General features: G+C 70.6%; 18 protein-coding genes. 12 read left to right on the top strand and 6 right to left on the bottom strand.

The features are described from left to right. The first annotated feature begins 141 nt into the window (after positions 1-141). The 8 genes from I596_RS03775 (at position 142) to I596_RS03740 (ending at position 13,659) form a co-directional block, all read left to right on the top strand. Positions 142-1,356: a carboxylate-amine ligase gene (locus I596_RS03775; RefSeq protein ID WP_067644410.1), complete on the top strand. Its 1,215-nt coding sequence runs from the start codon at positions 142-144 to the stop codon at positions 1,354-1,356. Next, the gene (locus tag I596_RS03770; protein WP_067644407.1) at positions 1,353-2,147 is read left to right on the top strand and encodes a gamma-glutamyl-gamma-aminobutyrate hydrolase family protein; all 795 of its coding nucleotides are present in this window, start codon (positions 1,353-1,355) and stop codon (positions 2,145-2,147) included. Before I596_RS03775 ends, I596_RS03770 begins: the two co-directional genes overlap by 4 nt. 158 nt (positions 2,148-2,305) lie before the next feature. Continuing rightward, positions 2,306-4,702, top strand: a complete 2,397-nt coding sequence (locus I596_RS03765; RefSeq protein ID WP_067644404.1) for a winged helix-turn-helix domain-containing protein — start codon at positions 2,306-2,308, stop codon at positions 4,700-4,702. 261 nt (positions 4,703-4,963) lie between these two features. After that, positions 4,964-7,954 (top strand): hypothetical protein, encoded by a 2,991-nt coding sequence (locus tag I596_RS03760; protein WP_150131998.1) that lies wholly within the window; start codon positions 4,964-4,966, stop codon positions 7,952-7,954. Positions 7,955-8,106: 152 nt separating this feature from the next. Beyond that, on the top strand, positions 8,107-10,527 hold the full coding sequence (locus I596_RS03755; protein ID WP_150131997.1) for a DUF7933 domain-containing protein: 2,421 nt from the start codon (positions 8,107-8,109) through the stop codon (positions 10,525-10,527). A gap of 224 nt (positions 10,528-10,751) precedes the next feature. Further along, complete coding sequence (locus tag I596_RS18385) at positions 10,752-11,897, top strand: ABC transporter permease (RefSeq protein WP_067644395.1); 1,146 nt, start codon at positions 10,752-10,754, stop codon at positions 11,895-11,897. Continuing rightward, positions 11,894-12,619, top strand: a complete 726-nt coding sequence (locus I596_RS03745) for an ABC transporter ATP-binding protein (RefSeq protein WP_067644393.1) — start codon at positions 11,894-11,896, stop codon at positions 12,617-12,619. The genes I596_RS18385 and I596_RS03745 overlap by 4 nt, the downstream gene beginning before the upstream one ends. A gap of 17 nt (positions 12,620-12,636) precedes the next feature. After that, complete coding sequence (locus tag I596_RS03740) at positions 12,637-13,659, top strand: HlyD family secretion protein (protein WP_067644390.1); 1,023 nt, start codon at positions 12,637-12,639, stop codon at positions 13,657-13,659. A gap of 37 nt (positions 13,660-13,696) precedes the next feature. Here I596_RS03740 and I596_RS03735 read toward each other — a convergent pair whose 3' ends face one another. The 6 genes from I596_RS03735 to gshB form a co-directional block, all read right to left on the bottom strand. Continuing rightward, the gene (locus I596_RS03735; protein ID WP_067644387.1) at positions 13,697-15,382 is read right to left on the bottom strand and encodes a hypothetical protein; all 1,686 of its coding nucleotides are present in this window, start codon (positions 15,380-15,382) and stop codon (positions 13,697-13,699) included. 30 nt (positions 15,383-15,412) lie between these two features. Continuing rightward, positions 15,413-16,354: an aspartate carbamoyltransferase catalytic subunit gene (locus I596_RS03730; RefSeq protein ID WP_067644386.1), complete on the bottom strand. Its 942-nt coding sequence runs from the start codon at positions 16,352-16,354 to the stop codon at positions 15,413-15,415. Next, the gene (gene ruvX / locus I596_RS03725; RefSeq protein WP_067644381.1) at positions 16,351-16,818 is read right to left on the bottom strand and encodes a Holliday junction resolvase RuvX; all 468 of its coding nucleotides are present in this window, start codon (positions 16,816-16,818) and stop codon (positions 16,351-16,353) included. Before ruvX ends, I596_RS03730 begins: the two co-directional genes overlap by 4 nt. Then, the gene (locus I596_RS03720) at positions 16,802-17,368 is read right to left on the bottom strand and encodes a YqgE/AlgH family protein (RefSeq protein ID WP_067644378.1); all 567 of its coding nucleotides are present in this window, start codon (positions 17,366-17,368) and stop codon (positions 16,802-16,804) included. Before I596_RS03720 ends, ruvX begins: the two co-directional genes overlap by 17 nt. A gap of 97 nt (positions 17,369-17,465) precedes the next feature. Further along, positions 17,466-18,320: a cell envelope integrity TolA family protein gene (locus tag I596_RS03715; protein ID WP_067644375.1), complete on the bottom strand. Its 855-nt coding sequence runs from the start codon at positions 18,318-18,320 to the stop codon at positions 17,466-17,468. After that, entirely contained in the window at positions 18,320-19,267 is a 948-nt protein-coding gene (gene gshB, locus I596_RS03710; protein ID WP_067644372.1) for a glutathione synthase, read from the bottom strand. The genes I596_RS03715 and gshB overlap by 1 nt, the downstream gene beginning before the upstream one ends. 268 nt (positions 19,268-19,535) lie before the next feature. On the opposite strand from gshB, the gene I596_RS03705 reads away from it, so the two are divergent. From I596_RS03705 to I596_RS03690, 4 genes are all read left to right on the top strand, one after another. Continuing rightward, positions 19,536-19,892 (top strand): response regulator, encoded by a 357-nt coding sequence (locus I596_RS03705; protein ID WP_067651391.1) that lies wholly within the window; start codon positions 19,536-19,538, stop codon positions 19,890-19,892. Positions 19,893-19,926: 34 nt separating this feature from the next. After that, positions 19,927-20,292 (top strand): response regulator, encoded by a 366-nt coding sequence (locus I596_RS03700; RefSeq protein ID WP_067644370.1) that lies wholly within the window; start codon positions 19,927-19,929, stop codon positions 20,290-20,292. Between the two features lie 15 nt (positions 20,293-20,307). Then, positions 20,308-20,859, top strand: coding sequence for a chemotaxis protein CheW (locus tag I596_RS03695; RefSeq protein ID WP_067644368.1), 552 nt, complete (start codon positions 20,308-20,310; stop codon positions 20,857-20,859). Positions 20,860-21,074: 215 nt separating this feature from the next. Further along, a complete protein-coding gene (locus I596_RS03690) occupies positions 21,075-23,105 on the top strand; it encodes a methyl-accepting chemotaxis protein (protein ID WP_067644365.1) in 2,031 nt (676 codons plus the stop codon). The last annotated feature ends 36 nt before the right edge of the window (positions 23,106-23,141 follow it).

Genomic DNA, 23,141 nt, shown 5'->3' with positions numbered 1-23,141 from the left:
CGGTGCGGCGGACATCACCTCGCGGCGGAACACCGGCCCGCTGCCGGCGTGGTGGCCGATTCGTCGACACGATCACGAAGATCGGTCGAACCGGCACGACGCGTTTAGCCGGTGTTTGCGCAGGCTCGGCCAGGATGCGCCATGCCCCTGCGCACCGACACCGCATTCACCTTCGGTCTGGAGGAAGAACTCTTCCTCGTCGACCCGGACAGCCGCTGCGCGGTCTCGCGCATGCCCAAGCGATTCCTGTCCGACTGCCGGCGTGCGCTCGGCCAGCACATCGGTCGCGAATTGTTGCAGTCGCAGATCGAGATCGTCTCGCCGGTGTTTTCCGATGCCACCACGGCGGCGGCGACGATGACGCGGTTGCGGTGCGAGCTGGCGCAGACCGCGCAGCGGCACGGCCTGCGCGTGCTCGCCGCCGGCACCCAGCCGTTGACCGCCTGGCGCAGTCAGGTCGTCAGTGCGAAGCAGCGCTACGAACGCCTGCTCGACGACTACCAGATCCTCGGCCTGCGCAACCTGGTCTGCGGCCTGCACGTCCACGTCGGCGTTCCCGACGGTATCGACCGGGTGCGCCTGATGAACCGCCTGCTGCCGTGGCTGCCGGTGTTCCTGGCGCTGTCGGCCTCCTCGCCGTTCTGGAGCCGCCAACCGACCGGCCTGCAAAGCTACCGGCAGGCCGCCTACGACGAATGGCCGCGTACCGGCATCCCGGACCTGTTCGAGGACCAGGCCGGCTACGACGCCTTCGCCGACCTGCTCGAACGCGGCGGCGCCATCGACGGCCGGCAGTCGATCTGGTGGGCGATCCGCCCCTCGCACCGCTTCCCGACGCTGGAGCTTCGCATCGCCGACAGCTGCACCCGGCTCGAGGACAGCCTGGCGCTGGCCGCGCTGTTCCGCTGCGTCGTGCATGCGCACCTGCACGGACCGGACCCCGACACGCGCCAGGGCGCCACGCTGCGGCGGCTGGTCGACGAGAACCGCTGGCGTGCCAAGCGCCACGGCGTCGCCGCCGACTTCCTGGACGCCTCCGGGGAACGGCACGGCGTCGGCGCCTGGATCGACCGGGCCAGCCCGGACATCGAACGGTCCGCGCACGCGCTCGGCGCCGGCGACGTCCTCGCGCCGATCCGCCGCATCCTCGCCGGGGGCACCAGTGCCGACCGCCAGCTGGCGCTCTATCGAGCGGCGCGCGACGCCGGTGCCGGGCGGGTCGCGGCCCTGCGCGGCGTCGTGGACTGGCTGATCGAGGCGACGACACCGGCCGCCGGCTTGCCACCGCGCGAGGGCTTGGACGACGATACCGGCCGGGCCGCCCGCGCCGCCGCCGCGCCATCCACCTGTCCATGACCGGATCCGAGACTCCCCGCAAGCTGATCATCGGCGTTTCCCCGCGCATCCTGCGCCAGGTGCCGCAGGAACTGGGCTTCCGCGGCAAGACGCTGCAGTACCTGGAGCAGTCGGTCGCGCAATGGGTCATGGCGCTCGGCGCCATGGTGGTGATGGTGCCGACGGTCGAGCGCGACAGCCTGATCCGGCGCGCGCACATCGACATCCCCGACATCGTCGCCGCGCTGGACGGCCTGATCCTGCAGGGAGGCGCCGACATCGATCCGGCCGCCTACGGCGAGGCGCCGACCCATACCGTGGGCGCGATCGACATGCTGCGCGACCGCTTCGAGCTGGAACTGCTGCGCGGGTTCGCCGCTGCCGGCAAGCCGGTGTTCGGCATCTGCCGCGGCATGCAGCTGATCAACGTCGCCTTCGGCGGCACGCTGTACCAGGACCTGCGCGCCGACGGCGCAACGCGCGCCAACCACGTGCATGCCGATCTCTACGACGAGCACGTCCACGCGCTGCGGCTCGATCCGGGAACCTGGGCCGGCCGCATCTACGGCGACCTGCACGAAGGCCGCGTCAACTCGATCCACCACCAGGGCGTCAAGGCGCTCGGCCGCGGCGTGGTCGCCGGCGCCTGGTCCGACGACGGCGTGGTCGAAGCGATCCGTGTGGACGGCCCGGCCTTCGTCGTCGGCGTCCAATGGCACCCGGAATTCCACGACGGCCGCAATGCGGACCTGCTGCCGGCCGACCCGCTGATGCAGGCCTTTCTCGACGCCGCCGCGCAGGCGCGCCGGTGAACCGGCCCGCGGCGTCGCGGACGGGCCGCCGTCGCGCCCGCCGTGGCCGACTCGGCCGCCGCACGCTATATTGCTTCGCAATGACTTCTGAGCCATGGGTGGCGCCTCGTTGGTGCCGCCCCGATGCCTTGTGACCTGAGCTACCGCAGAGCCCCCTCGTGAGTCCACGCGAACGTCCCCGCTATCGGCCCCGCTACCGGTTCGGCGCGTTCGCGGTCGATCCGGCCACGCGCGAGATGCGCCGCGACGGTACGGTGCTGACGGTCTCGCCGAAGGTCTTCGACTGCATCGTCCACCTGATCGCCAACCGCGACCGCGCGGTTGGGCACGGTGAACTCGGTGCCACGGTCTGGAGCCGGGCCGACGTCACCGATACACAGATCCGCCAGCTGATGCGCAAGGTGCGGCGCATCCTCGACGACGACGGCGAGCAGCAGGCGGTGATCCGGACGATCGCGCACTTCGGCTTCCACTGGGTCGCGCCGACGATCGAAGAGGATGCCGCGCAGGCGGCCCGTGAAAGCGAGCCGCTCGCGGCCGCCCTCTCTCCGCCGCCGCGCAACACCGCGCGCGTACGGCGCTGGTTGGTCCGGGCCGCGCTGGCCTTGGCGGCCGGCACGGTGACGCTCGGCAGCGTACTGTGGCACCGCGATCGCGATCAGTCAGCGCAGGGGCCGGCGTTCGCCCGGGCTGCCGGCGCGACCGGTGTGCTGCCGACCGAAGTGACCAGTCCCGGTGACAGCGCCGACTCGACCTGGATGCGCCTGGGCCTCATGGATTTCGTGGTCGGCCGGCTGCGTCAAGCCGCCGTGCCGGTGATACCGAGCTCCGACATCGTGGCGCTGAGCCGCGACGGTGGCGATGCCGGCGAGCTGGCCGCCCGCGTGCGCGGTGCCACGGGCGCGACGGCAATCGTCGCCACCTCGGCGATGCGGCAATCGAACGGCTGGATGGTCCGGCTGGTGCTGCACGATGCGCAAGGCAGCGAACGTGTCGCCCGGGCTTACTCGCCCGACGCTCTGCTCGCGGCCCAGGCGGCGGCCGATCAGTTGATCGCTTACTTCGGGAAGAACCCGCCGCTTTCCGTCGGCGACGCCCCACCACCCTCCACGGCTCAGTTGCTGCAACGCATCGAGGCGGCACTGCTGGCCGATGACTTCGCCGGAGCGCAAACATTGATCGAAGGCGCTCCCGCCGCCGTTCGCGAGCTTCCCGAGATTCAATTGCAGTTGGCGCGGATCGACAATGCGAACGACCGCGACGCAGCCACGCGCGAACGGCTGACCAAGCTGCTGACCACCGTTTCAGCCGAGGACGATCCGGTCCTGCGTGCCCGCGCACTGAACCTGATGGGCTTTCTCGACACCGTCGACGTCGAGGCCTCGGTCCGCAGCTACGACGAGGCGATCGACCTGCTGGACCCGCTCGACAACCCGGTCTACCTGGGCTCCGCACATCTCGGGCGGGCGATCACCTACGCGATCGCCGATCGCAGCGCGCTCGCGCGCGCGGACTACGAGCGCGCGCGGGTGTTGTTCACCATGGCCAATGATTCCCTCCAGTTGGCCCGGGTCGACAACGCCGAGGCGGGCCTCGACGCTGCCAGCCATCGCGCCGCCGAAGCACTCCCGCTGCTGGAGCGATCGATCCGTACGGTGGAGCGTTTCGGTGCGACCGAACGGCTGATCACACCCGTCATCAACCAGATTCAGGTCCACCTGCAACTCTTGCAGGCCGCGCCGGCGCTGGCCCTGTATGAACGCATGCGGCCGAAGCTGGCCGGCGCCACGAGCAAGGAGTCGCTCAACTACCTCGACTTCACGGGTGCCCTCGGCCTGATCGCGAACGGCCGCCTGACCGAGGCGCGCACGCTGCTGGCAGCAGTCGCATCTGCGGCCGATCCAGTCGAGGAAGCAGGTCTGCGCGCGATGATCGAGGGGCAGCTCGCCCAGCTCGCGTTGGTCCAAGGCCGCTTCGATGTCGCGGCTGAGCAGTCCGCCCGCGCCCTGGACGCGCTGGCGGGCGTGCGCGGCTTTTCCACGACCCGGGTCGATCTGGCATTGACGCGCCTGCGTGCGCTGCGCGGAGCCGGCCGTCGTGCCGAGGCGGAGGCCGAGACGGCCGACCTGACGCGGCGGCTCGGCGCCCAGACCGTGCATGAAACGGTCTTGCGCGTGCACCTGGCCGAAGCCGAGCAGTGCTGGGCCGACGGCCAGCACGAGCGCGCGATTGCGATCTACGACACGGCCACGGCCACGGCCGAACGCGAAGGCACGCCCTACCACATCCGCATGGTGGCCGAGTCCTATGCCGGCGCCCTGCTCGACGCCGGCGATCCGGCCCGCGCCAGCCTCGTCACGGCGCGGCTGGGGCGGTGGGGGGCGGAGGATTTCGACGTCGCCCTGATGCAGGTACGGCTCTACCACGCGCTCGGCCAGCCGGAGGCCTGGCGAACCGCGCTCGGGACCGCCCGCGCCCTGGCCGGCGAGCGACCGATTCCACTGGCCGTGCAGGTGCCGCCGGTCGCCGGGAGCGGCCTGGTCCAGCAACCCTGACGGCGGCGGCGGTGCGCAAGCAACGGGCCTAACGGTCCAATGGCCCGGAAAGCTCACCTGACGGTTTGCTCATCGGTCCCGCCCGACCGCATCCGGCACGCTTCGAAACCTCCTGGAAACAATGCGTTGTAAACGCCAACCACGGCCTGTCGACGGACCGATCATGTCCGCCGCTTGCAGGCCGAGCGTGTCGGCTCCTAGGTTCGATACCCGTCCTACGGCCCGTCCCGCAGGCGACCATCGAACCCACGAGGATCTTCCGTGACTCTTCGCACGCCCTCCCGACGCGCCGCCAGTGGCCCGTCGTCCCTGCCGGTCCTGGCGCTCCTGATCGCGCTGCCGGGCGCGGTGCCGGCCGCGCCGGCCGGCACCGGCCTCACCCTGACGGTGGGCCTGACCCCGCATGGCGACAGCTCGACCTGCGGCAGCGCCAGCCATGCCCAGGTCAATGTCGGCGACGTCGTCGACTTCTGCTACACCGTCACCAATACCTCCCCGACACCGCTGGCCTACTCGACCCTCGAGGACAGCGCCAGCGGCCGCCTGCTCGACCACGCCGCACTGGCGCTGGCTCCCGGCGCCAGTCAGGTCCACCACCATCGGATCGTCGCGCGCACCAGCGCCACCCATACCGTCACCTGGACCGCCCAGGACGACCTCATCCGCTACGCTTACGACGACACCCAACCGCTCGACTTCGTCGACGTCCGCAGCACCGGCACCGCATTCGACATGAACGCCTGGGGCGGTGAGCGCGAGATCGTGCTGCCGTTCGCGTTTCCGTTCTACGGAGTCGCGAGTGACCGCCTGTGCGTCTCCAACGGCGGCTTCATCAAGGCGCTCGGCTCACGCTGCGACGGGCAGATCCTGTTCATCGATGACAACAGCCCGCTGCAGACCGGGCGCGCGCCATTCGACGCCAACGGCTTCATCACGCCGTTCTGGGACCTGCTCAACAACATCCAGGGCGGCGTCTGGTGGCAGGTGCGCGGCCAGGCACCGGACCGCCGGCTCGTCGTGCAGTGGGATCGCGGGCACGTCTTCTGGGGGGTCAACTGGACATCGACCGGCGAGACGCCGGGGCGGCTGAGCGCCCAGGCTGTGCTCGGCGAGGACGGCTCCATCGCATTCCAGTACCAGAACACGATCTTCGGTCATGAATTGCTCGGCAACTACGACCCGGAAGGCTGGGACAACGGCGGCTCGGCGACGATCGGCCTGACCGCCGACCGGCGATTCGGCGCGGCCGCATCGCCGTATTCCTACAACACGCCGATGCCGCGCCCGGCGCCCTCCTCGATCCGCTGGACCCGAGGCGGCGCAGCGACGGTGCTGGCGGCCAGCGCCACGGTGACGCTCGACGTCGGTGGGCCGGTCATCGCTGCTTCGCCCGTCACGGTCGCCGCTACCGCTCCGCTCGGGAGCGGCGCACCGGTGACGGCCACGCTGACGATCGGCAATGCCGGCGACCGCACACTGGACTGGTCGCTGGTCGAGGGCGACTCGGCAACCGGCTACCGGCCACCGCCGATCGCCGCGCCGGCAGCGCGGCCCATCGCCGAGCGGTTGGCCGAGTACCGGCGCCAGCACGACACGCTGGCGGCCGAAGCCGCCGCCCGGCCACCGGTAGCCGTGCCGCCCACGGCCGTCACCGGCGCCGCCGGCTGCGGTCCGGAAGTGCCGGGCCTGATCATCCACGACGACGATTCGGCCGAAGACGCATTTGGCAGCAATTCGACGTCGACCACGCTGCTCGACAAGTTCACGCCGACGTTCTATCCGGCTACGTTCACGACCGTGTGCACCGCCCTGACGCGCGACGGCAGCCCTACCGCGCAATTCGCCTACGAGGTGGCTGTCTTCGACGACAACGGGCCCGACGGCGGCCCGGGCGACCTGCTCGGCACGGTAGCCGCCACCGCCTCCACCCCGACCTATCCCAACTATGCATTCAACCGCGCAGACCTGAGCTCGCTCGGCATCACGCTCGACAGCGGCAGCGTCTACATCGGCGTACGCCTGCCGGCCGGCGGCTATGCGTCCCTGGACCGAAGCGCCAGCGATGCCTTGTCGCGCAACGAGCCCGAAGCGAGCTACTACCGGGTCGCCGACGGCAGCTTCTTCCCGCTCGTCACCAACTCCGGGCCGATCCGCTCGCTGCTGGTTCGCGCCGAGCAGACCGCACCGGGCTGCACGAATCTGGCCGACGTCCCGTGGCTGTCGTTGGCGGCCACGTCCGGCAGCATCGCCGCCGGTGCCTCTCCAACCACGATCGACCTCACGCTGGACCCGACCGGCCTCGCCGAAGGCGTGCACACGGCGAACCTGTGCATCGCCAGCGGCTACGAGAGCGTGGCGGTTCCGGTGGCGCTGGCAGTCGGGAACTTCGTACCGGCCGCGGCGCTGGACACCGCGCCGGTCGACCTTACGCTCGAGATCGGCACCTCCGGCAGCCGCACGCTGACGCTGGCCAATGCCGGTCAACCCGGCAGCCTGCTGCACTACCGCCTTACCGAGACGGCAGGCAGCTGCGACGCGCCGGGCGATGTGGCCTGGCTGCGCGCCGCACCACTGCAGGGCCAGATCGCCGCTGGCGCATCGGCGGCCCTCACGCTCGACGTCGACACCGCCGGTCTTGCGCTCGGCGACCACGCCGCATCGCTGTGTATCGCGACCAGCGATCCCGACCAGCCCCGAATCACCGTGCCGATCGCGCTGTCGATCCGCGTGGTCGACGCGCTGTTCGGCGACGGTTTCGACATCGAACACCACCCGCCCGGCATCTACACCTCGCGCGAGGCGTTCCTGCCGCACGTCCAGACCGGATACTACGAAGAAGGCTTCACCGGTGTGCCGGCCAACCAGGAGATCTTCGCGCCGCTGACGTTTTCCGGCGCCGGCTTTTCCTACAGCATCTACACACAGAGCGGCGCTCACGCCGGCCTCTACAACTTTCCCGGCGTGATCTCGCACAACAACAGCGCCGATCAGATCGTCATCACGTTCACGACGCCGGTGACGGCGGTCGGGGGCTATTTCTGGGAGAGCAACGGCTACGGCGACGGTTCCGGCGGACCGATCTGGCTGAGCTTGAGCGACGGCAGTTTCGTGGCGCTCGGCAACACCAACCAGGCGCTTTCGTTCCGCGGCTTCACCAGCCGCGTGCCGATCACCAGCCTGATTGTCGATTCGCCCAACAGCAACTCGGCGTGGGCGAAGCTCGACAACCTGATCGTTGGCCGCAAGCGATGAACTGAATCCGCCTCCGCCGCATCCCGCGGGGTGCGGCGGCCGATCCATCCGGCCGGCACCCCGCTCCGATCCATGCCCTGTGGCCCTACCGCTAGCGGCGTCGCCGCCGGTTGCCGAGGCATACCCATCAGGCCCTCTTTTCGGAATCCACCATGCCCATATCGCCCCGTCCGTCCCACTCCGCGCCGGCCCGTGCAGCCGCAACGCCCTCGCCGCGCATTCGAGCCCACATCCAGCCGCTGGCCGCCGCCGTGCTGCTGGCCCTCGCGACGCCTGCGGTGCTCGCGGCGACGCTCCCGGTCACCAGCTGCGCCGACGACGGCGGCAGCGGCACGCTGCGCAACGTCGTGGCGGCGGCCAGCGAGGGCGACACGGTGGATCTCACCGGGCTGGCCTGCCCATCGATCACGCTGACCGGCGGCCAGATCGCGGTAGCGCGCAACGCGCTGACGATCATCGGCCCGGGCCGCGATGCACTCGCCATCGACGGCAACGCACTCGGCCGGATCTTCTTCCACAGCGGTAACGGTACGCTGGCCCTGACCGGCCTCACGCTCACCAACGGCCGCGCCGACGCGGCCGTGGACATCGCCGCAGGCGGTTGCGCCGCTTCGGCCGGCGGCGCGCTCGCGCTGACCGACTCGACCGTTACCGCCTGCATCGCCTCCAGCAAGGCCGGCTCCGGCGGTGTGGCCGGGGGCGGCCTCTACGCCCGCAACGGCATCACCGCGCTGCGCAGCACGATCTCGAACAATGTCGCCACCGGCGTCGTGCCCGGCGGCGCTGCCGTCAACGTCGCCGGCGGCGGCCTCGCCACCGGCCTGAGCGGCACGATCACGCTGACCGACAGCATCATCAGCGGCAACCGCGCCGAGACCGGCGGCGCCACGGCACTCACGCAAGTCAGTGGCGGCGGTGTAGTCACGCGCAACCTGACGGCGACCAACAGCATCATCACGAACAACTTCGCCGGCTGCGACACCGCATCGACGGCCTGCATCGCCGCTGCGGGCGGTGGCGTAAGCGTCAGCACCTACGGCGCGCAGATGACGCTGACCGGCTGCACGATCGCCCACAACACGATCCAGGCCTCCGGGCAGGCGCTCGGCGGCGGCATCTACGTCGCCGCCAACGGTTCGAACCGCACCGTCAGCCACTCCCAGATCGACGGCAACACGGCCTTCAGCGAGGCCGGGCAGGCCGCCGGCGGCGGCATCCACAACTTCGGCGGATTGTGGACGCTGAGTGCTTCGTCCGTCAGCGGCAACGCCGCCGACATCGGCGGTGGCGTGTTCGCCGACTACAACGCACTGACGATCACCAACAGCACGATTTCCGACAACACAGCCGGCAACGCCGGCGCGCTATTCCAGGGCAACCGCTCCGGTTACTACATGCAGACGATGCCGCTGCGCGTGAGCAACAGCACGATCACGGCCAATGTCGCCACCGCCGCAACGGCGACCGGCGGCGTCGGCGGTGGCATCGTCGATACACAGGCAGTGGGGGCCAGCCAGTTCCAGAGCACGCTGATCGCGGGCAACCAGGCGCCCAACGCCAACCCGGTGCGTGCCGACCTGATCGCCTTCCGCGGCGAGATCACCGGCGCCAACAACCTCATCGTCAACGCGGCCGGCACGACACTGCCTGCCGGCACGCTCAGTGCCGATCCGCTGCTCGGCCCGCTGCAGGACAACGGCGGCCTCTCGCGGACGCGGGCGCTGCTGCCCGGCAGCCCGGCCATCGACGCCGGCAACAACGGCCAGAACCTGGCGACCGACCAGCGTGGACCAGGCTTCTCGCGCGTGACCGGCCCCGCCGCCGACATCGGCGCCTTCGAGTACCGCCTCTTCCTCGCCCCGACGCTCGGCCTCGCGTTCGCGCCCGACGCGATCCTCGGCGGCGAAACGTCCACGCTGACGATCACGCTGACCAATGCCAACGACGTCGCCGCCCGACTCACCACCGACCTCGTGGGAGCGCTGCCCGCGCCGGTCGTCATCGCCGAGCCGGCCGAGGCCACCACCTCGTGCACCGGCGGCAGCCTGACGGCCACACCCGGCGCCGGCAACTTCGCGCTCGCCGCGGGCGCGACAGTTCCGGCCGAGGGTTTCTGCACGGTCAGTATCGCGGTCACCGTCAACGCCAGTGGCGTATTCACGCAGACGCTCAACGCCGGCGCCCTGCAGACGACCGTCGGTGCCACCACCGATCCCGCCAGTGCGACACTGACCGTCACCGCGCCGAACCTGCCGCCGGTCGCCGCAGACGATGCCTACACGGTCGTTCTCGACAGCGTGCTCAAGGTCGCCGCGCCGGGCGTGCTCGCCAACGATACCGACCCGAACGCCGACCTGCTGACGGCGGCGCTGGTGGCCGGCCCGAACCATGGCACGCTCTGGCTCGATGCCGCCGGCGGCTTCGTCTACCGGCCCGATCCGGGCTTCCTCGGCACGGACGGCTTCACCTATGCCGCCGGCGACGGCCAGGCGACGACGCCGGCGATGGTGACCTTCACCGTCGTCCGGCCGCCCAACGACGCGCTGTTCGACGACGGTTTCGACGCCCCCTGATCCCAGGCGATGCGCGCCCCGCCGGCGACGGCGGGGCGCGCGGTCCGGGGGGCGATGGGGCGGACCGACAGCACGAACGCCCCGCTTCTGGAACAATCGTTCCCCCTGGCGGACGCCGATGCTCCTTTGGCGGGAATGATTCGACACTTCATACCGGGCCCGAAAGGCAGCTCGACGCCCGACCCCGCGAAGTACCGTCGTCGCGCCGGACGGAGCCGTCCCTGATGCGCCGATCCGGCATCGCCGGCACCTCGCTGCTGGCCTGGCGCAACCTGGCGCACGACCGCGCACGGTTTGCCGCGACGATCATCGGCGTGGTCTTCGCGGTGATGCTGATGGGCGTGCAGCTGGGCCTGCTGGTCGGGTTCACGCGCACGACCTCCGGCCTGGTCGACCATACCGACGCGGACCTCTGGATCACCCCGGCCGGCACCACCAACCTCGACATCGCCGGCCGCCTGGAGCTGCGGCGGCGGCACGAGGCCCTGGGCGTGCCGGGCGTGGCGCGCGTCGATCCGCTGATGATGCAGTTCGGCTTCTGGACACGCCCGGACGGCGGCAGCGAGAGCGTCGGCATCGTCGGCTTCGACCCGGCCACGGGCCAGGGCGCGCCGTGGAACCTCGCCGAGGGCGCGATCGCCGACCTGCAGCAGGACGACGCGGTCGTGATCGACCGCCTCTACGCCGGCAAGCTCGGCGTGCGCGCGATCGGCGATACCGTCGAGATCAACCGCCGGCGCGCGCGCGTGGTCGGCTTCACCCAGGGCATCCGCACCTTCACGCAGAGCCCTTACGTGTTCACGCATCACCGCAATGCCCTGCGGCTGGCCGGCTTTCCGGACACGCAGACCACCTACCTGCTCGTCCGCACGACCGCCGGTGCCGATGCCGAGGCGGTGCGCCGCGCACTCAAGCAGCGGCTCGGCGCGGTCGACGTCTGGCACGCGCGCGACCTGGCGCGGCAGGCGCAGACGTACTGGATGATCACGACCGGCGCCGGATCGGCACTGCTGCTGGCGGCCTCGCTGGGCTTGATCGTCGGCATCGTCATCGTCGGCCAGACGCTGTACGCGACGACGATGGACCGGCTGCCCGAGTACGCCACCTTGCGCGCGATCGGCGCACCGAACGCCTACCTCAACCGCGTCATCCTCAAGCAGGCGGCGATCAGCGCCGTGTTCGGCTACACCGGCGGCATGGCGGCCGTGCTCGCGGTCGTCGCGCTGTCCTCGCGGACCAACGTCGCCGTGGCGATGCCGCCGTGGCTGGCGCTGCTGCTGGCGATCCTGACGATCCTGATGTGCGCGCTCGGCGCGGTGGTGTCGGTACGGCGGCTGATCCGCATCGATCCGACGACGGTGTTCCAGTGAGCGGCGGCCACGTCGTGCGCCTGGCCGGTGCCCGGGTCGTCTACGGCCACGGCGCGACCGCGTTCGAGGCGCTGCGCGGCATCGACCTGACGATCCGTGCCGGCGAGCTGACGCTGCTGCTCGGCCCGAGCGGCTCGGGCAAGACGACGCTGCTGCAGGTCATGGGCTGCCTGCTGCGCCCCACCGGCGGCGAGGTCGAGCTGTTCGGGCAGGCGCTCGCCGGCCGCGGGCCGGAGGCCCTGGCCCAGCTGCGGCTGCGCCACGTCGGCTTCGTCTTCCAGCACTACAACCTGTTCCCGACGCTGCGGGCCTGGGAAAACGTGGCGATCGCGCTCGACCTCAAGCAGGTGCCGCGGGCGCGCCAGCGCGCGGTGGCGGGCGACCTGCTCGAACGCCTCGGGCTGGGCGATCGGCAGGCCCATTTTCCGGCGGAACTGTCCGGCGGGCAGAAGCAGCGCGTGGCGATCGCCCGCGCCCTGGCCGGCCGGCCGGAACTGCTGCTGGCCGACGAGCCGACGGCGGCGCTGGATGGGCGCACCGGCCAGGAGGTGGCCGGCGTGCTGCACGCCCTGGCACACCAGGACGGCTGCGCGGTGGTCGTCGTCAGCCACGATCCGCGCATGGAGCGGTTCGGCGATCGTATCCTGCACCTGGAGGACGGCCACCTGAAGGACGACCGCCGTCCGCCCCGGCCGCCCGACCCTCCGCTTTCCCCGCCTTGAACGAACCTCGTCGTCCCATGCGCCCGACCCTCATCGTCTTCCTGCTCGCGCTCGCCGGCTGTGGCGGGGCCCCGGCGCCCGCGCCGGCCACCGCGGACGCCGGCACACGCGTCGCCGCCGGCGGCCTGGTCGAGCCGGCGAGCGAGGAGCGCGTCATCATTCCGCAGCTGTCGGGGCGGCTGGCACGCGTGCTGATCGACGAGGGCGACAGTGTCGTCGCCGGCCAGTTGCTGGCCGAGATCGAGAACAGCGAGTACCGCGCCGCCGTGGCCGCGGCCGAAGCGCAGGTCGCGCTGCGCAGCGCAGAGCACGAGCGCCTGCGCAACGGCGCACGGACCGAGGAGATCGACCAGGCCGCGGCCGTGCTCGCGGCGGCGGCGGCACAGGAGCGGCTGGCCGCGGCCGAAGCGACGCGGCGCCGGTCCATCGCCGAGCGCGGCCTGATCAGCATCGAGCAGCGCGAGCAGGCCGACGCCCAGGCAGCCGCGACACGCGCCGAGCGCGAGCGTGCCGCGGCGGCCCTGGCGCTGCTGAAGGCCGGTGCGCGCCGCGAGGACCTGGCTGCGGCCGAAGCAGCGCTGGCGGCGGCCGTTGCCGACCGCGACCGCGCCGCGGCGCTGCTCGAGAAGAGCCTGATCCGCTCGCCGATCGACGGCACCGTGCTCAAGCGCGACCAGCGCGAGGGCGAGACCGTGGTGGCGCTGGCGCCGATCCCGCTGGCGCGCATCGGCGACCTGCGCCGGCTGCAGGTGCGCGCCGATGTCGACGAACTGGACATCGCCCGCATCCGGGTGGGCCAGGACGCCTACGTCAGCAGCGATGCATTTCCCGGGCAGCGCTTCGCCGGCCGGGTGGCCCATGTCAGCCGGCGCATGGGACCGCGCAACCAGACCTCGGGCGATCCGGCGGAGAAGCAGGACGCGAAGATCCTCGAAGCGCTGATCACACTGGACGGCCAGCCGCCGCTGCCGGTCGGCCTGCGCGTGGACGTGTTCGTCGCGACGCCGGCGCGAACGGCCGGCGAACGGCCGCCGCCCTGACGGACGGCGGCCGCGGTCGTACCCTATCCGCTGCGGCCTACGGCTTGGCCAACTCGACGTCCTGGGTGATCAGCAGGCCCTTCGGCGTCACCCGGACGCGCTGGTCGAAGCGCTTGAACCACTGCTCGTAGAGCGCATACAGGCGCAGCTGGCTGTCGATCGCGTCGCGCTGCTCCTCCGGCATCGCGTCGGCGAAGCGCCGCGTGGCGTCGCCGATCACGCCGTAGAGCCGGCCGCTGTAGCGGAAGCCGAGCAGCTGCGCATCGGTGGCGGCCGGTTCGGCCAGCCAGGTGCCGAGGTCGGTCGCCGCCGCGCCGGTGCCGAACGCCAGGGCCAGCGCCTTGGGTGCCAGCGCCGCCTGCGCGAAATCGACGAAACCGGCCGCTTCCGGCGGCAGCGGCAGGTCGACCGGCGCGCCGCCGGCGGTCAGCTGCACGTCGCGCAGCGTCGGCACGGCCAGTTGGGCCATGCTGACCAGGGTGGCCGGATCGTCGCTGGCGATCAGCAGCTTGCCGGCGAAGTCGGGCTTGTCCTGGCCTTTCCACGTGAAGCGGTCCAGGCTCAGGCGCAGGCCGGTCAGGTCGCTGAGCGGCGGCGGCACGGTCTGGTCGAGCTTCTGCTGGAGGTCCTGCGCGCCTTCGTTGACGAAGGCGAGCGCTTCGCAGCGATACGGTGCGGCCACGATCGCATCGACCTGCTTCTCGACGAAGGCCTTGGCCTTGAGCACCGGCAGCGAGAAGCTGAGGTCGAGCAGCGCATCGCCGGTCGCCGCGGACCCGGGCGGCGACACCGCCAGCCCCTGCAGGCCCTGCACGAGCGCCGGATCGAGTTCGAGCAGGCTGTGCATCGTCATGTGGCCGGCGTCGAGCACGGTATAGCCGAAGCTCGCGCGCGGCGCCTTGGCGACGATCGCGTCGAGCTCGCCGCGGCAGGTCTCGTCGAGTGCCGGCGGTGCTTCCTCGGCCAGGCGCGCAAAGGCCTGGTAGCCCGGATCGCGGTCGATCAGCGCGACGATGCGGCGCAGGTCGACGTAGCCGCTGCCGTACGGCAGGTAGCCTTCGGCCTGGTTCAGCGCGGTCAGGGCGCCGGACGCCGCCAGCGACTGCTCGGGCCGGTCCAGGCCCAGCAGGCGCCGCTTGAGCGCCTCGTCGGCTTCGGCCGGCGCCACCGTCAGCACCAGGTGCGTGCCCTGGATCGCCATCAGGCCCTGCACCTTGCCGCCGTCGACGATCCACAGGTCCTGGTCACCGATGCGGCCGGTACCCAGCGTGGTGCCGGCCTTGGCCTCGACCCGGGCCACGGTCGCGCGGAACGCCTCGGCATCGGCCAGCTCCAGGCGCAGCACCGGCACCAGGCCGACGCCGTAGATCGCCGAGCGGACCTTCGTGCCGAAGCCGATCTCGGCCCATTTCTCCGGCGTGTCGCGCGGCGCGATCTCGTCGAACAGCGCGCGTACCACGCGCGCGGCGTCGGCGTGCTTGGGATCCTTCTCCAGCTCGCCCACGATCGGGCGGACCTGCTCGAACATCAGCGGCCAGAACGCCTTCATCTGCGTCGCGAACACCTCGACCGTGGCGTCGGGCAGGACCTCGACGTTGGCCGCGACATAAGGCGTATCGGCCGGCACGTAGCCGAGCGGATCGGCCGGATCGGTCTTCTTGCCGCAGGCGGCGAGCGCGACCAGCGCACAGGCCAGCGCGAGGCGTTTGCTAAGGATGCCCATGAAGTTCTCCCTGATCGGATGAAAAAAGTGTCAGCGGTCCAGCAGCGTGGCCAGGGCCGCCATGCGTACGAACACGCCGTTGGCGACCTGGTCCAGAATTCGCGATTGCGCCCCGTCGGCGACCTCGTCGGCGATCTCGATGCCGCGATTCATCGGCCCCGGATGCAGCACGATCGCGCCGGCCGCCGCGCGCGCCAGGCGCGCCGGGTCCAGCCCGTAGCGGGCGTAGTAGTCGCGCTCGTCGGCGATCATCGCCGAGGCCATGCGCTCCTTCTGCAGCCGCAGCATGATGACGACGTCGACACCGGCGATCGCCTCGTCGAAATCGTCGTGGAGCGCGCAGCCGGGAAAGTCGGCCGGATCCGGCAGCAGCGGTGCCGGACCGCACAGCCGGATCTGGCGCACGCCGAGCGCGGCGAGCACCTCGGCGTCGGAACGCGCCACGCGCGAGTGGCGCACGTCGCCGCAGATCACCACGCGCAGGTCCCCGACCCGCGGCTTGGCGTCACGGATCGTCAGCGCGTCCAGCAGGCCCTGTGTCGGGTGCGCATGGTTGCCGTCGCCCGCATTGAGGATTGCGGCGCGGCGCGCGTGACGCGCCAGGCGCGCCGGCGTACCGTTCTCCTTGTGGCGGACGACGAACGCATCGCAGCCCATCGCCTCGAGCGTCGCCAGCGTGTCCTCCAGCGTTTCCCCCTTGCTGGTGGACGAGCTGGCGATGTCGAAGTTGACCACGGTGGCGCCCAGGCGCCGCGCCGCCAGCTCGAAGCTGGTGCGCGTGCGGGTGGACGGCTCGAAGAACAGGTTGACCACCGTGCGGCCGTCGAGCAGCGCCGTCGGCGCGGGGCCGGCGGCGAAGCGCTGCCGCAGGTCGGCGGCACGGTCGAGCAGGCCGAGGATCTGCGCCGGTGCCAGATCGCGCAGCGTGATCAGGTGCGGCAGGTCGCCGGCGGTAGCGGTGGATCGGGTCATGGGGCGCTCGGAAGGTCCGGAATGTCGGGGGCGGCCATCCAGGCCTCCAGGATGATCTGCGCGGCCAGCGCATCGAGCGCCTTGGCGTCCTTGCGGCGCGCGGTGCCGCGCGCGCGCTGGTCGGCGAACCGGCGGCTCGCTTCGCGCGAGGTATAGCGTTCGTCGGCGGTGAAGACCGGCCGGCCGTAGCGGCGCTGCAATGCCGCGGCGAAGGCGCGGGCGCCGCGCGTGGCCGCCTGCTCGCCGCCGTCGAGCGTCAGCGGCAGGCCGACCACGAAGGCGTCCGGGGTCCAGTCGCGCACCAGGGCGTCCAGCGGCGCCCAGTCCGGGCCGCCGCTGCCGTTGCCGATCGTCGCCAGCGCACGCGCGCTGGCGGCCAGCCGGTTGCCGACCGCCACGCCGATCAGGCGGCTGCCGTAGTCGAAGCCGAGCACGGTGAGGAAGGATTCAGGCGTTGCCGACATAGCCGGCCAGTTGCACCAGGTCGCTGACGCCGAGAATCGCGGCGGCGGCCTGCCAGCGCCGGTCCAACGGCGTCTCGAACAGGATCTGCTCGCTGGCCGGCGCGGTCAGCCAGGCGTTCTCGCGCAGCTCCTGCTCGATCTGACCGGCGCTCCAGCCCGAATAGCCCAGCGTCACCAGCGACTGGCGCGGACCGTTGCCCTCGGCGATCGCCGCGAGGATGTCGCGCGAGGTGGTCACGCTGATGCGCTCGGAAATGCGGAACGAGGACTCCCATTCGCCGTGCGGGGAGTGCAGCACGAAGCCGCGCTCGGGCTGCACCGGGCCGCCGATCAGGACCGGCGCATCGTTCACGTCGGTCAGGTCCGAGCGCATCGACATCTGGTCCAGCAGGTCGCCGAGCCGGTATTCGGACAGCCGGTTGATCTGCAAGCCCATCGCGCCGTCCTCGCCGTGCTGGCAGACGAACGTGACGCTGCGCGCGAAATTCGAGTCGCGCAGGGCCGGCATCGCGATCAGCAATTGGTTGGCGAGTCCGCTCGTTTCGTGCATGGGCGCATTGTACGGCGCCGCATCGGGGACAACCATGCGCCGGCGAGCCGTTCACGCCCCGGACAGCGGGGCCGCACGGCGCAGCCGCAGCGGCGCCTCACTGCGTGCGCAGGACGTCGCCGGGCAGGAACTGCCAGGTCCGGGTGATGTACAGCTCGTCGATCTTCTCGTCGGTGTCGGGAACGACCGGGAACGGCGCGGCCAGGTGGATGCTGCGTTCGGCCGCCTCGTCCAGCGCCTTGTGGCCGCTGGACTTGATGACGTCGACGCTGCGCAGGCTGCCGTCGCGCCCCAGGCCGACGGTGAGGATCACCTCGCCCTGCAGCTTGTTCCTGCGCGCGTCGTCCGGGTAGTTGAGATTGCCGATGCGCTCGACCCGCGCGACCCAGGCCCGCATGTAGGCGGCATAGGCGTATTCGCGCGTATTGGCCGAGATGTACTTGCGCTTGGGCCGCTTGGCGTAGCGCTGCGATTCGCGCTGCAACTCCTCGGCCAGCCGCGCCATCTCCAGCCGGCGCTGCAGCGCGTCGCGCTGGGCGGCCTCGGGCACCGGCGGCGTCTCGTGCGCTTCGCGGTCGGTGCGCACGCTGAAATCGGACTGCTGGCGCGTCAGCATCTCGTCGGGCCGCGCCGGCGTCGGCCGCGGCGCCGCATCCTCGGTGGGCACCGGCGCGATGCCTTCGGTCGCCTTGGGCACCGGGCTGGACAGGCGCTCGCTGGGACGCAGCGGCTGCTCGGCGTCGCCGCCGCCGCTGTTGCTGGCCTGGGCGAGGAAATCGGCCTTGTCCGGCCGCTCGCCGCTGGCGGACTGCACCAGGATCACGTCCAGCGACGGCAGCCGCGGCGCGGCCTTCTCGTAGTCGAACGTGAGTCCCAGCGCGACCACCGCATGCGCCAGCACCGAGAACAGCAAGGTGACGCCGAGCCGGTCGGCGATGCCGGGCGCGGCCATCAGGGCCAGGTCGCCTCGAGCCGGTCGAACAGCTGGCCGGCGATGTTGATGCCGTATTGCGCGTCCAGCTCGCGGATGCAGGTCGGCGAGGTGATGTTGATCTCGGTCAGGTAGTCGCCGATCACGTCCAGCCCGACGAAGACCAGGCCGCGGCGCCTGAGCTCCGGCGCCACCTGGGCGGCGATCCAGCGGTCGCGCTCGGACAGGGCGACGCCCACGCCCTTGCCGCCGGCGGCCAGGTTGCCGCGGAACTCGTCGCCCTGCGGGATGCGGGCCAGCGCGTACGACACCGGCTCGCCGTCGATCAGCAAGATGCGCTTGTCGCCGGCGTCGATCTGCGGGATGAACTTCTGCGCGATCGCCAGCTGCCGGCCGTTGCCGGTCAGCGTCTCCAGCATGACGTTGAGGTTGGGATCGCCGTGGTGCGAGCGGAAGATGCCGCGACCGCCCATGCCGTCCAGCGGCTTGAGGACGACCTGGCCGTGCTCGGCCACGAAGCGCTTGAGTTCGCCGGCATCGCGCGCGACCAGGGTCGGCGCGATGCACTGGGGGAATTCCAGCGCGAACAGCTTCTCGTTGGCGTCGCGCAGGCCGCGCGGATCGTTGACCACGCGGGCGCCGCCGCGCTGGGCCAGTTCCAGCACCATCGTGTCGTAGACGAACTGCTCGTCCACCGGCGGGTCCTTGCGCGCCAGCACCAGGTCGACCGTGCGCAGGTCGCGCCATTCCCGGTCGCCCAGACGGAACCAGTCGTCCGGGTCGTCCTGGACCACGAGCGGCGCCAGCCGCGCGTACGGAACCCCGGCGCGCAGCGCCAGGTCGCCCTGGGTCATGTACAGCAGCGCCCAGCCGCGCCGTTGCGCCTCGAGCAGCATCGCGAAGGTCGAGTCCTTCTTGACCCGGATCGCGTCGATCGGGTCCATCAGGACGGCTAGGGTCGAGGGCATGGGTGCTCCACGGTGGGCCGTCGGCCGGAAATGGGATGAATACACGGTTTCCCGTCATCACCCCGGGCATATACTACATGGCGCGATCGCGAGGGGGGGACGCCGGCCGGACAGGGCAATGCCCTGCTTTTTGTCGTTCTTTCTTGCGCTTACAAAAGAAACTTGACAGTCTCGCTAAGCGACGGTTAAGAAGATCGACTCGGCTAGGTGGTTGGGGAATCCGCAGGTGGACGAGGCAAGAACTGACAACCTGGGCGGCCTGAAGGTCATGGTCATCGATGACTCCAAGACCATCCGCCGTACCGCCGAGACCCTGCTCCGCAAGGAAGGCTGCAACGTCATCACCGCCACCGACGGCTTCGAGGCGCTGGCGAAGATCTCCGACCAGCAGCCGCACATCATCTTCGTCGACATCATGATGCCGCGCCTGGACGGCTATCAGACCTGTGCGTTGATCAAGAACAACCAGTTGTTCAAGTCCACGCCGGTCATCATGCTCTCGTCGAAGGACGGCCTGTTCGACAAGGCCCGCGGTCGCATCGTGGGGTCCGAGCAATACCTGACCAAACCGTTCACCCGCGAGGAACTGCTGGGCGCGATCCGCCGGCACGTGGACCTCAAATGAGCGTATTGGCCATTCGACGCGATGGGGGCACGCGATGGCACACATTTTCATCATCGACGATTCGCCGACGGAGATCCGTGTGCTCACGGGCTTCCTCGAGAAAGCCGGTCACCGGGTCAGCAGCGCGCCCAGTGCCGAGGAAGGAATCGCCCAGGTGCGCCGCGCACGGCCCGACCTGGTGATCATGGACATCATCATGCCGGGCATGAACGGCTTCCAGGCGACGCGCCAGCTGAGCCGGGACACCGCCACGTCGGACATCCCGATCGTCATGGTGACCACCAAGTCGATGGAAACCGACCGCATCTGGGCGCTGCGCCAGGGCGCCAAGGCGTTCATGACCAAGCCGGTCGGCGAGAAGGAACTGCTCGGCCAGATCGACGGCCTGCTGTCGGCCTAGAGGAACCCACCTACGATGTCCACGCCCGCCAACGCCTTCTTCAGTCCGTTCGAGGCCCTGGCCGAGTACGAGCGGCGCAGCCTGGCCCACGCCGCCGGCGCGCCCGAGCAGGCCGAGGCACCGGGCCTGTGGCGCGGTATCGGCTTCCGCGTCGGCCAGCGCTACCTCGCCAGCACGATCGGCGAGGTCAACGAGATCCTGACGCTGCCGCCGATCGCGATCGTGCCGGGCACCCGCTCGTGGCTGCTCGGCGTGGCGAACGTGCGCGGCAGCCTGGTGCCGGTGATCGACCTGAAGGATTTCGTCGAGGGAACGTCCACCCACCTCACCGAGAACAGCCGCGTGCTGGTCGTGCGCCAGCAGGCCGGCCGCGTCGGCCTGCTGGTCGACGAGGTGCTCGGGCAGCGCAGCTTCGCCGACGAACTGCGCAGCCAGGCGATCGGGGAGGACGATCCGCGCTACGAGCGCTTCGTCCGCGAGCGCGTGCCGCTGGGCGAGGTGCTGTGGGGCATGTTCAGCATGGCCGCGCTGGTGCGCGCACCCGAGTTCCAGCAAGCGGCGGCGTGAAGGCCACGGCGCCAGGCACCGAATACCGGGTTGCGCCGCGGCGGCGGCGGACCATGGCGGGACGTTTTTGCACGACCGGCGGCCGCTGTGCCGCTTCACGGAACGACGGACCGAGCCGGCGGTCCGCGATCGCGCCAGGCAGGGCAAGGGGGCGTACGGATTTCCTGATGACGCTGATCTGGCCGTATCGAGATTCACGTTGAGGTAGAGAATCGATGAGCACTACTAGCGGCACCCTGGCGGCGAAGGAACGGAGCGGCAACTGGTGGCAGATCGTCCTGCTGGGCCTGCTGCTGGCGTTCGTGATCTTCAACTTCGGCTGGATGTACATCAAGAACGGTCAGGACCGCCAGGCGGTGGCCTACACGACCGAGATCCAGGTCAAGTCGCAGGAGCTGGCCAAGTTCGCCTCCGAGGCGGCCGGTGGCAACCTCGACGCGTTCAACCAGCTCGACGCGCGGCGCAAGGAGATCGACGCCCGCGTGCGCTACCTCAACGACGGCAACCCGGAAACGGGCATGCCCGGCTACAAGGACGAGGAAGGCGCATCGGCGGCGCTGCTCAAGCTGACCGAGGGCTGGCGCGTGCTGGCGGCGAAGGCGGCCGGCATCCTGAGCCGCAAGGAACTGGTGCTCGACGCGACCGCCACCGCCGGTGACTTCAACACCCGCATGCCGGTGCTGAACTCGCGCATGAACGAGGTCGTCAACATCCTGACCGACCGCAACGCGCCGGCCTCGCAGGTGTACATCTCGGCACGCCAGATGCTGCTGGCCGACCGCATGATGCGCCGCCTGCAGGAAATCCTGGCAGGCGGTCAGAGCGAGGCGGCGGTCGGCGGCTTCCAGCGCGACGCCCGGCTCTACGGCACGGTCCTCTCCGGCTTGATCAACGGCGCGCCGGAGCTGTCGATCCGTCCGCTCGACAACGCCAACGCGCGCACCATCCTCGACGACGTCAACGAGCAGTGGGGCATGCTCGGCAATCCGGTCCAGCGCATCATCGACGCCGGTCCCGGCATCGACGAGGTCAAGGCGGCCTCGATCGACGCGTCCAACGAGAGCGGCAACGTGCTGCTGCGCGCCGCGGAGCTCGCCACCGCGATCGAGCGGCTGCCGAACGAGCGGATGCTGCCCAATCCGATCATCGGCGCCGTGGCCGGCGTGGCCTCGCTGCTGATGCTGCTCGTCCTCGGCTTCAGCCTGATCCGCGACCAGCAGAAGCGCTACCACGTCACCGCCGAGCTCAACCACCGCAACCAGGAGGCGATCCTGCGCCTGCTCGACGAGATGGGCTCGCTGGCCGAAGGCGACCTGACCGTCAAGGCCACCGTCACCGAGGACATCACCGGCGCGATCGCCGACTCGGTCAACTTCGCGGTCGAGGCGCTGCGCTCGCTGGTGACCACGATCAACGAGACCGCCGTGCAGGTGGCCGCCGCAGCCCAGGAAACCCAGGCCACGGCGATGCACCTGGCCGAAGCCGCCGAGCACCAGGCGCAGCAGATCACCTCGGCCTCGGCCGCGGTCAACGAGATCGCCGTCTCGATCGACGAGGTCTCGCGCAACTCCTCCGAGAGCGCGGACGTCGCCCAGCGCTCGGTGGCGATCGCCACCAAGGGCGTGACCGTGGTGCGCCAGACGATCGACGGCATGGACTCGATCCGCGACCAGATCCAGGAGACCTCCAAGCGGATCAAGCGCCTGGGCGAATCCTCGCAGGAGATCGGCTCGATCGTGGAACTGATCAACGACATCGCCGAGCAGACCAATATCCTGGCGCTCAATGCGGCGATCCAGGCGGCTTCGGCCGGCGAGGCCGGCCGCGGCTTCGCGGTGGTCGCCGACGAAGTGCAGCGGCTGGCCGAACGCTCGGCCGGCGCGACCAAGCGAATCGAGACCCTGGTCCAGACGATTCAGTCGGACACCAACGAGGCGGTCAGCTCGATGGAGCAGACCACCGCCGAGGTGGTTTCCGGGGCCCGGATGGCCGAGGACGCGGGCCTGGCGCTCGGCGAGATCGAGAAGGTGTCCAACGACCTGGCCGAGCTGATCCAGAACATCTCGACGGCGGCGCGCCAGCAGTCGATGGCGGCGACCAACATCTCGGCCACGATGAACGTCATTCAGGAAATCACGACGCAGACCTCGGTCGGCGCCAGCCAGACCGCCGAATCGATCGGCAACCTGGCCGAACTCGCCGCCGACCTGCGGCGGTCGGTCGCGGACTTCAAGCTGCCGGGCTGATCCCGGCGGCCGGGAGAGCCGGCAGCCCCAAGGAGG

Source organism: Dokdonella koreensis DS-123 (assembly GCF_001632775.1).
Classification (GTDB): domain Bacteria; phylum Pseudomonadota; class Gammaproteobacteria; order Xanthomonadales; family Rhodanobacteraceae; genus Dokdonella; species Dokdonella koreensis.
The sequence above is the reverse complement of the archived record's forward strand: the minus strand, read 5'-3'. Positions and strand labels throughout refer to the sequence as shown.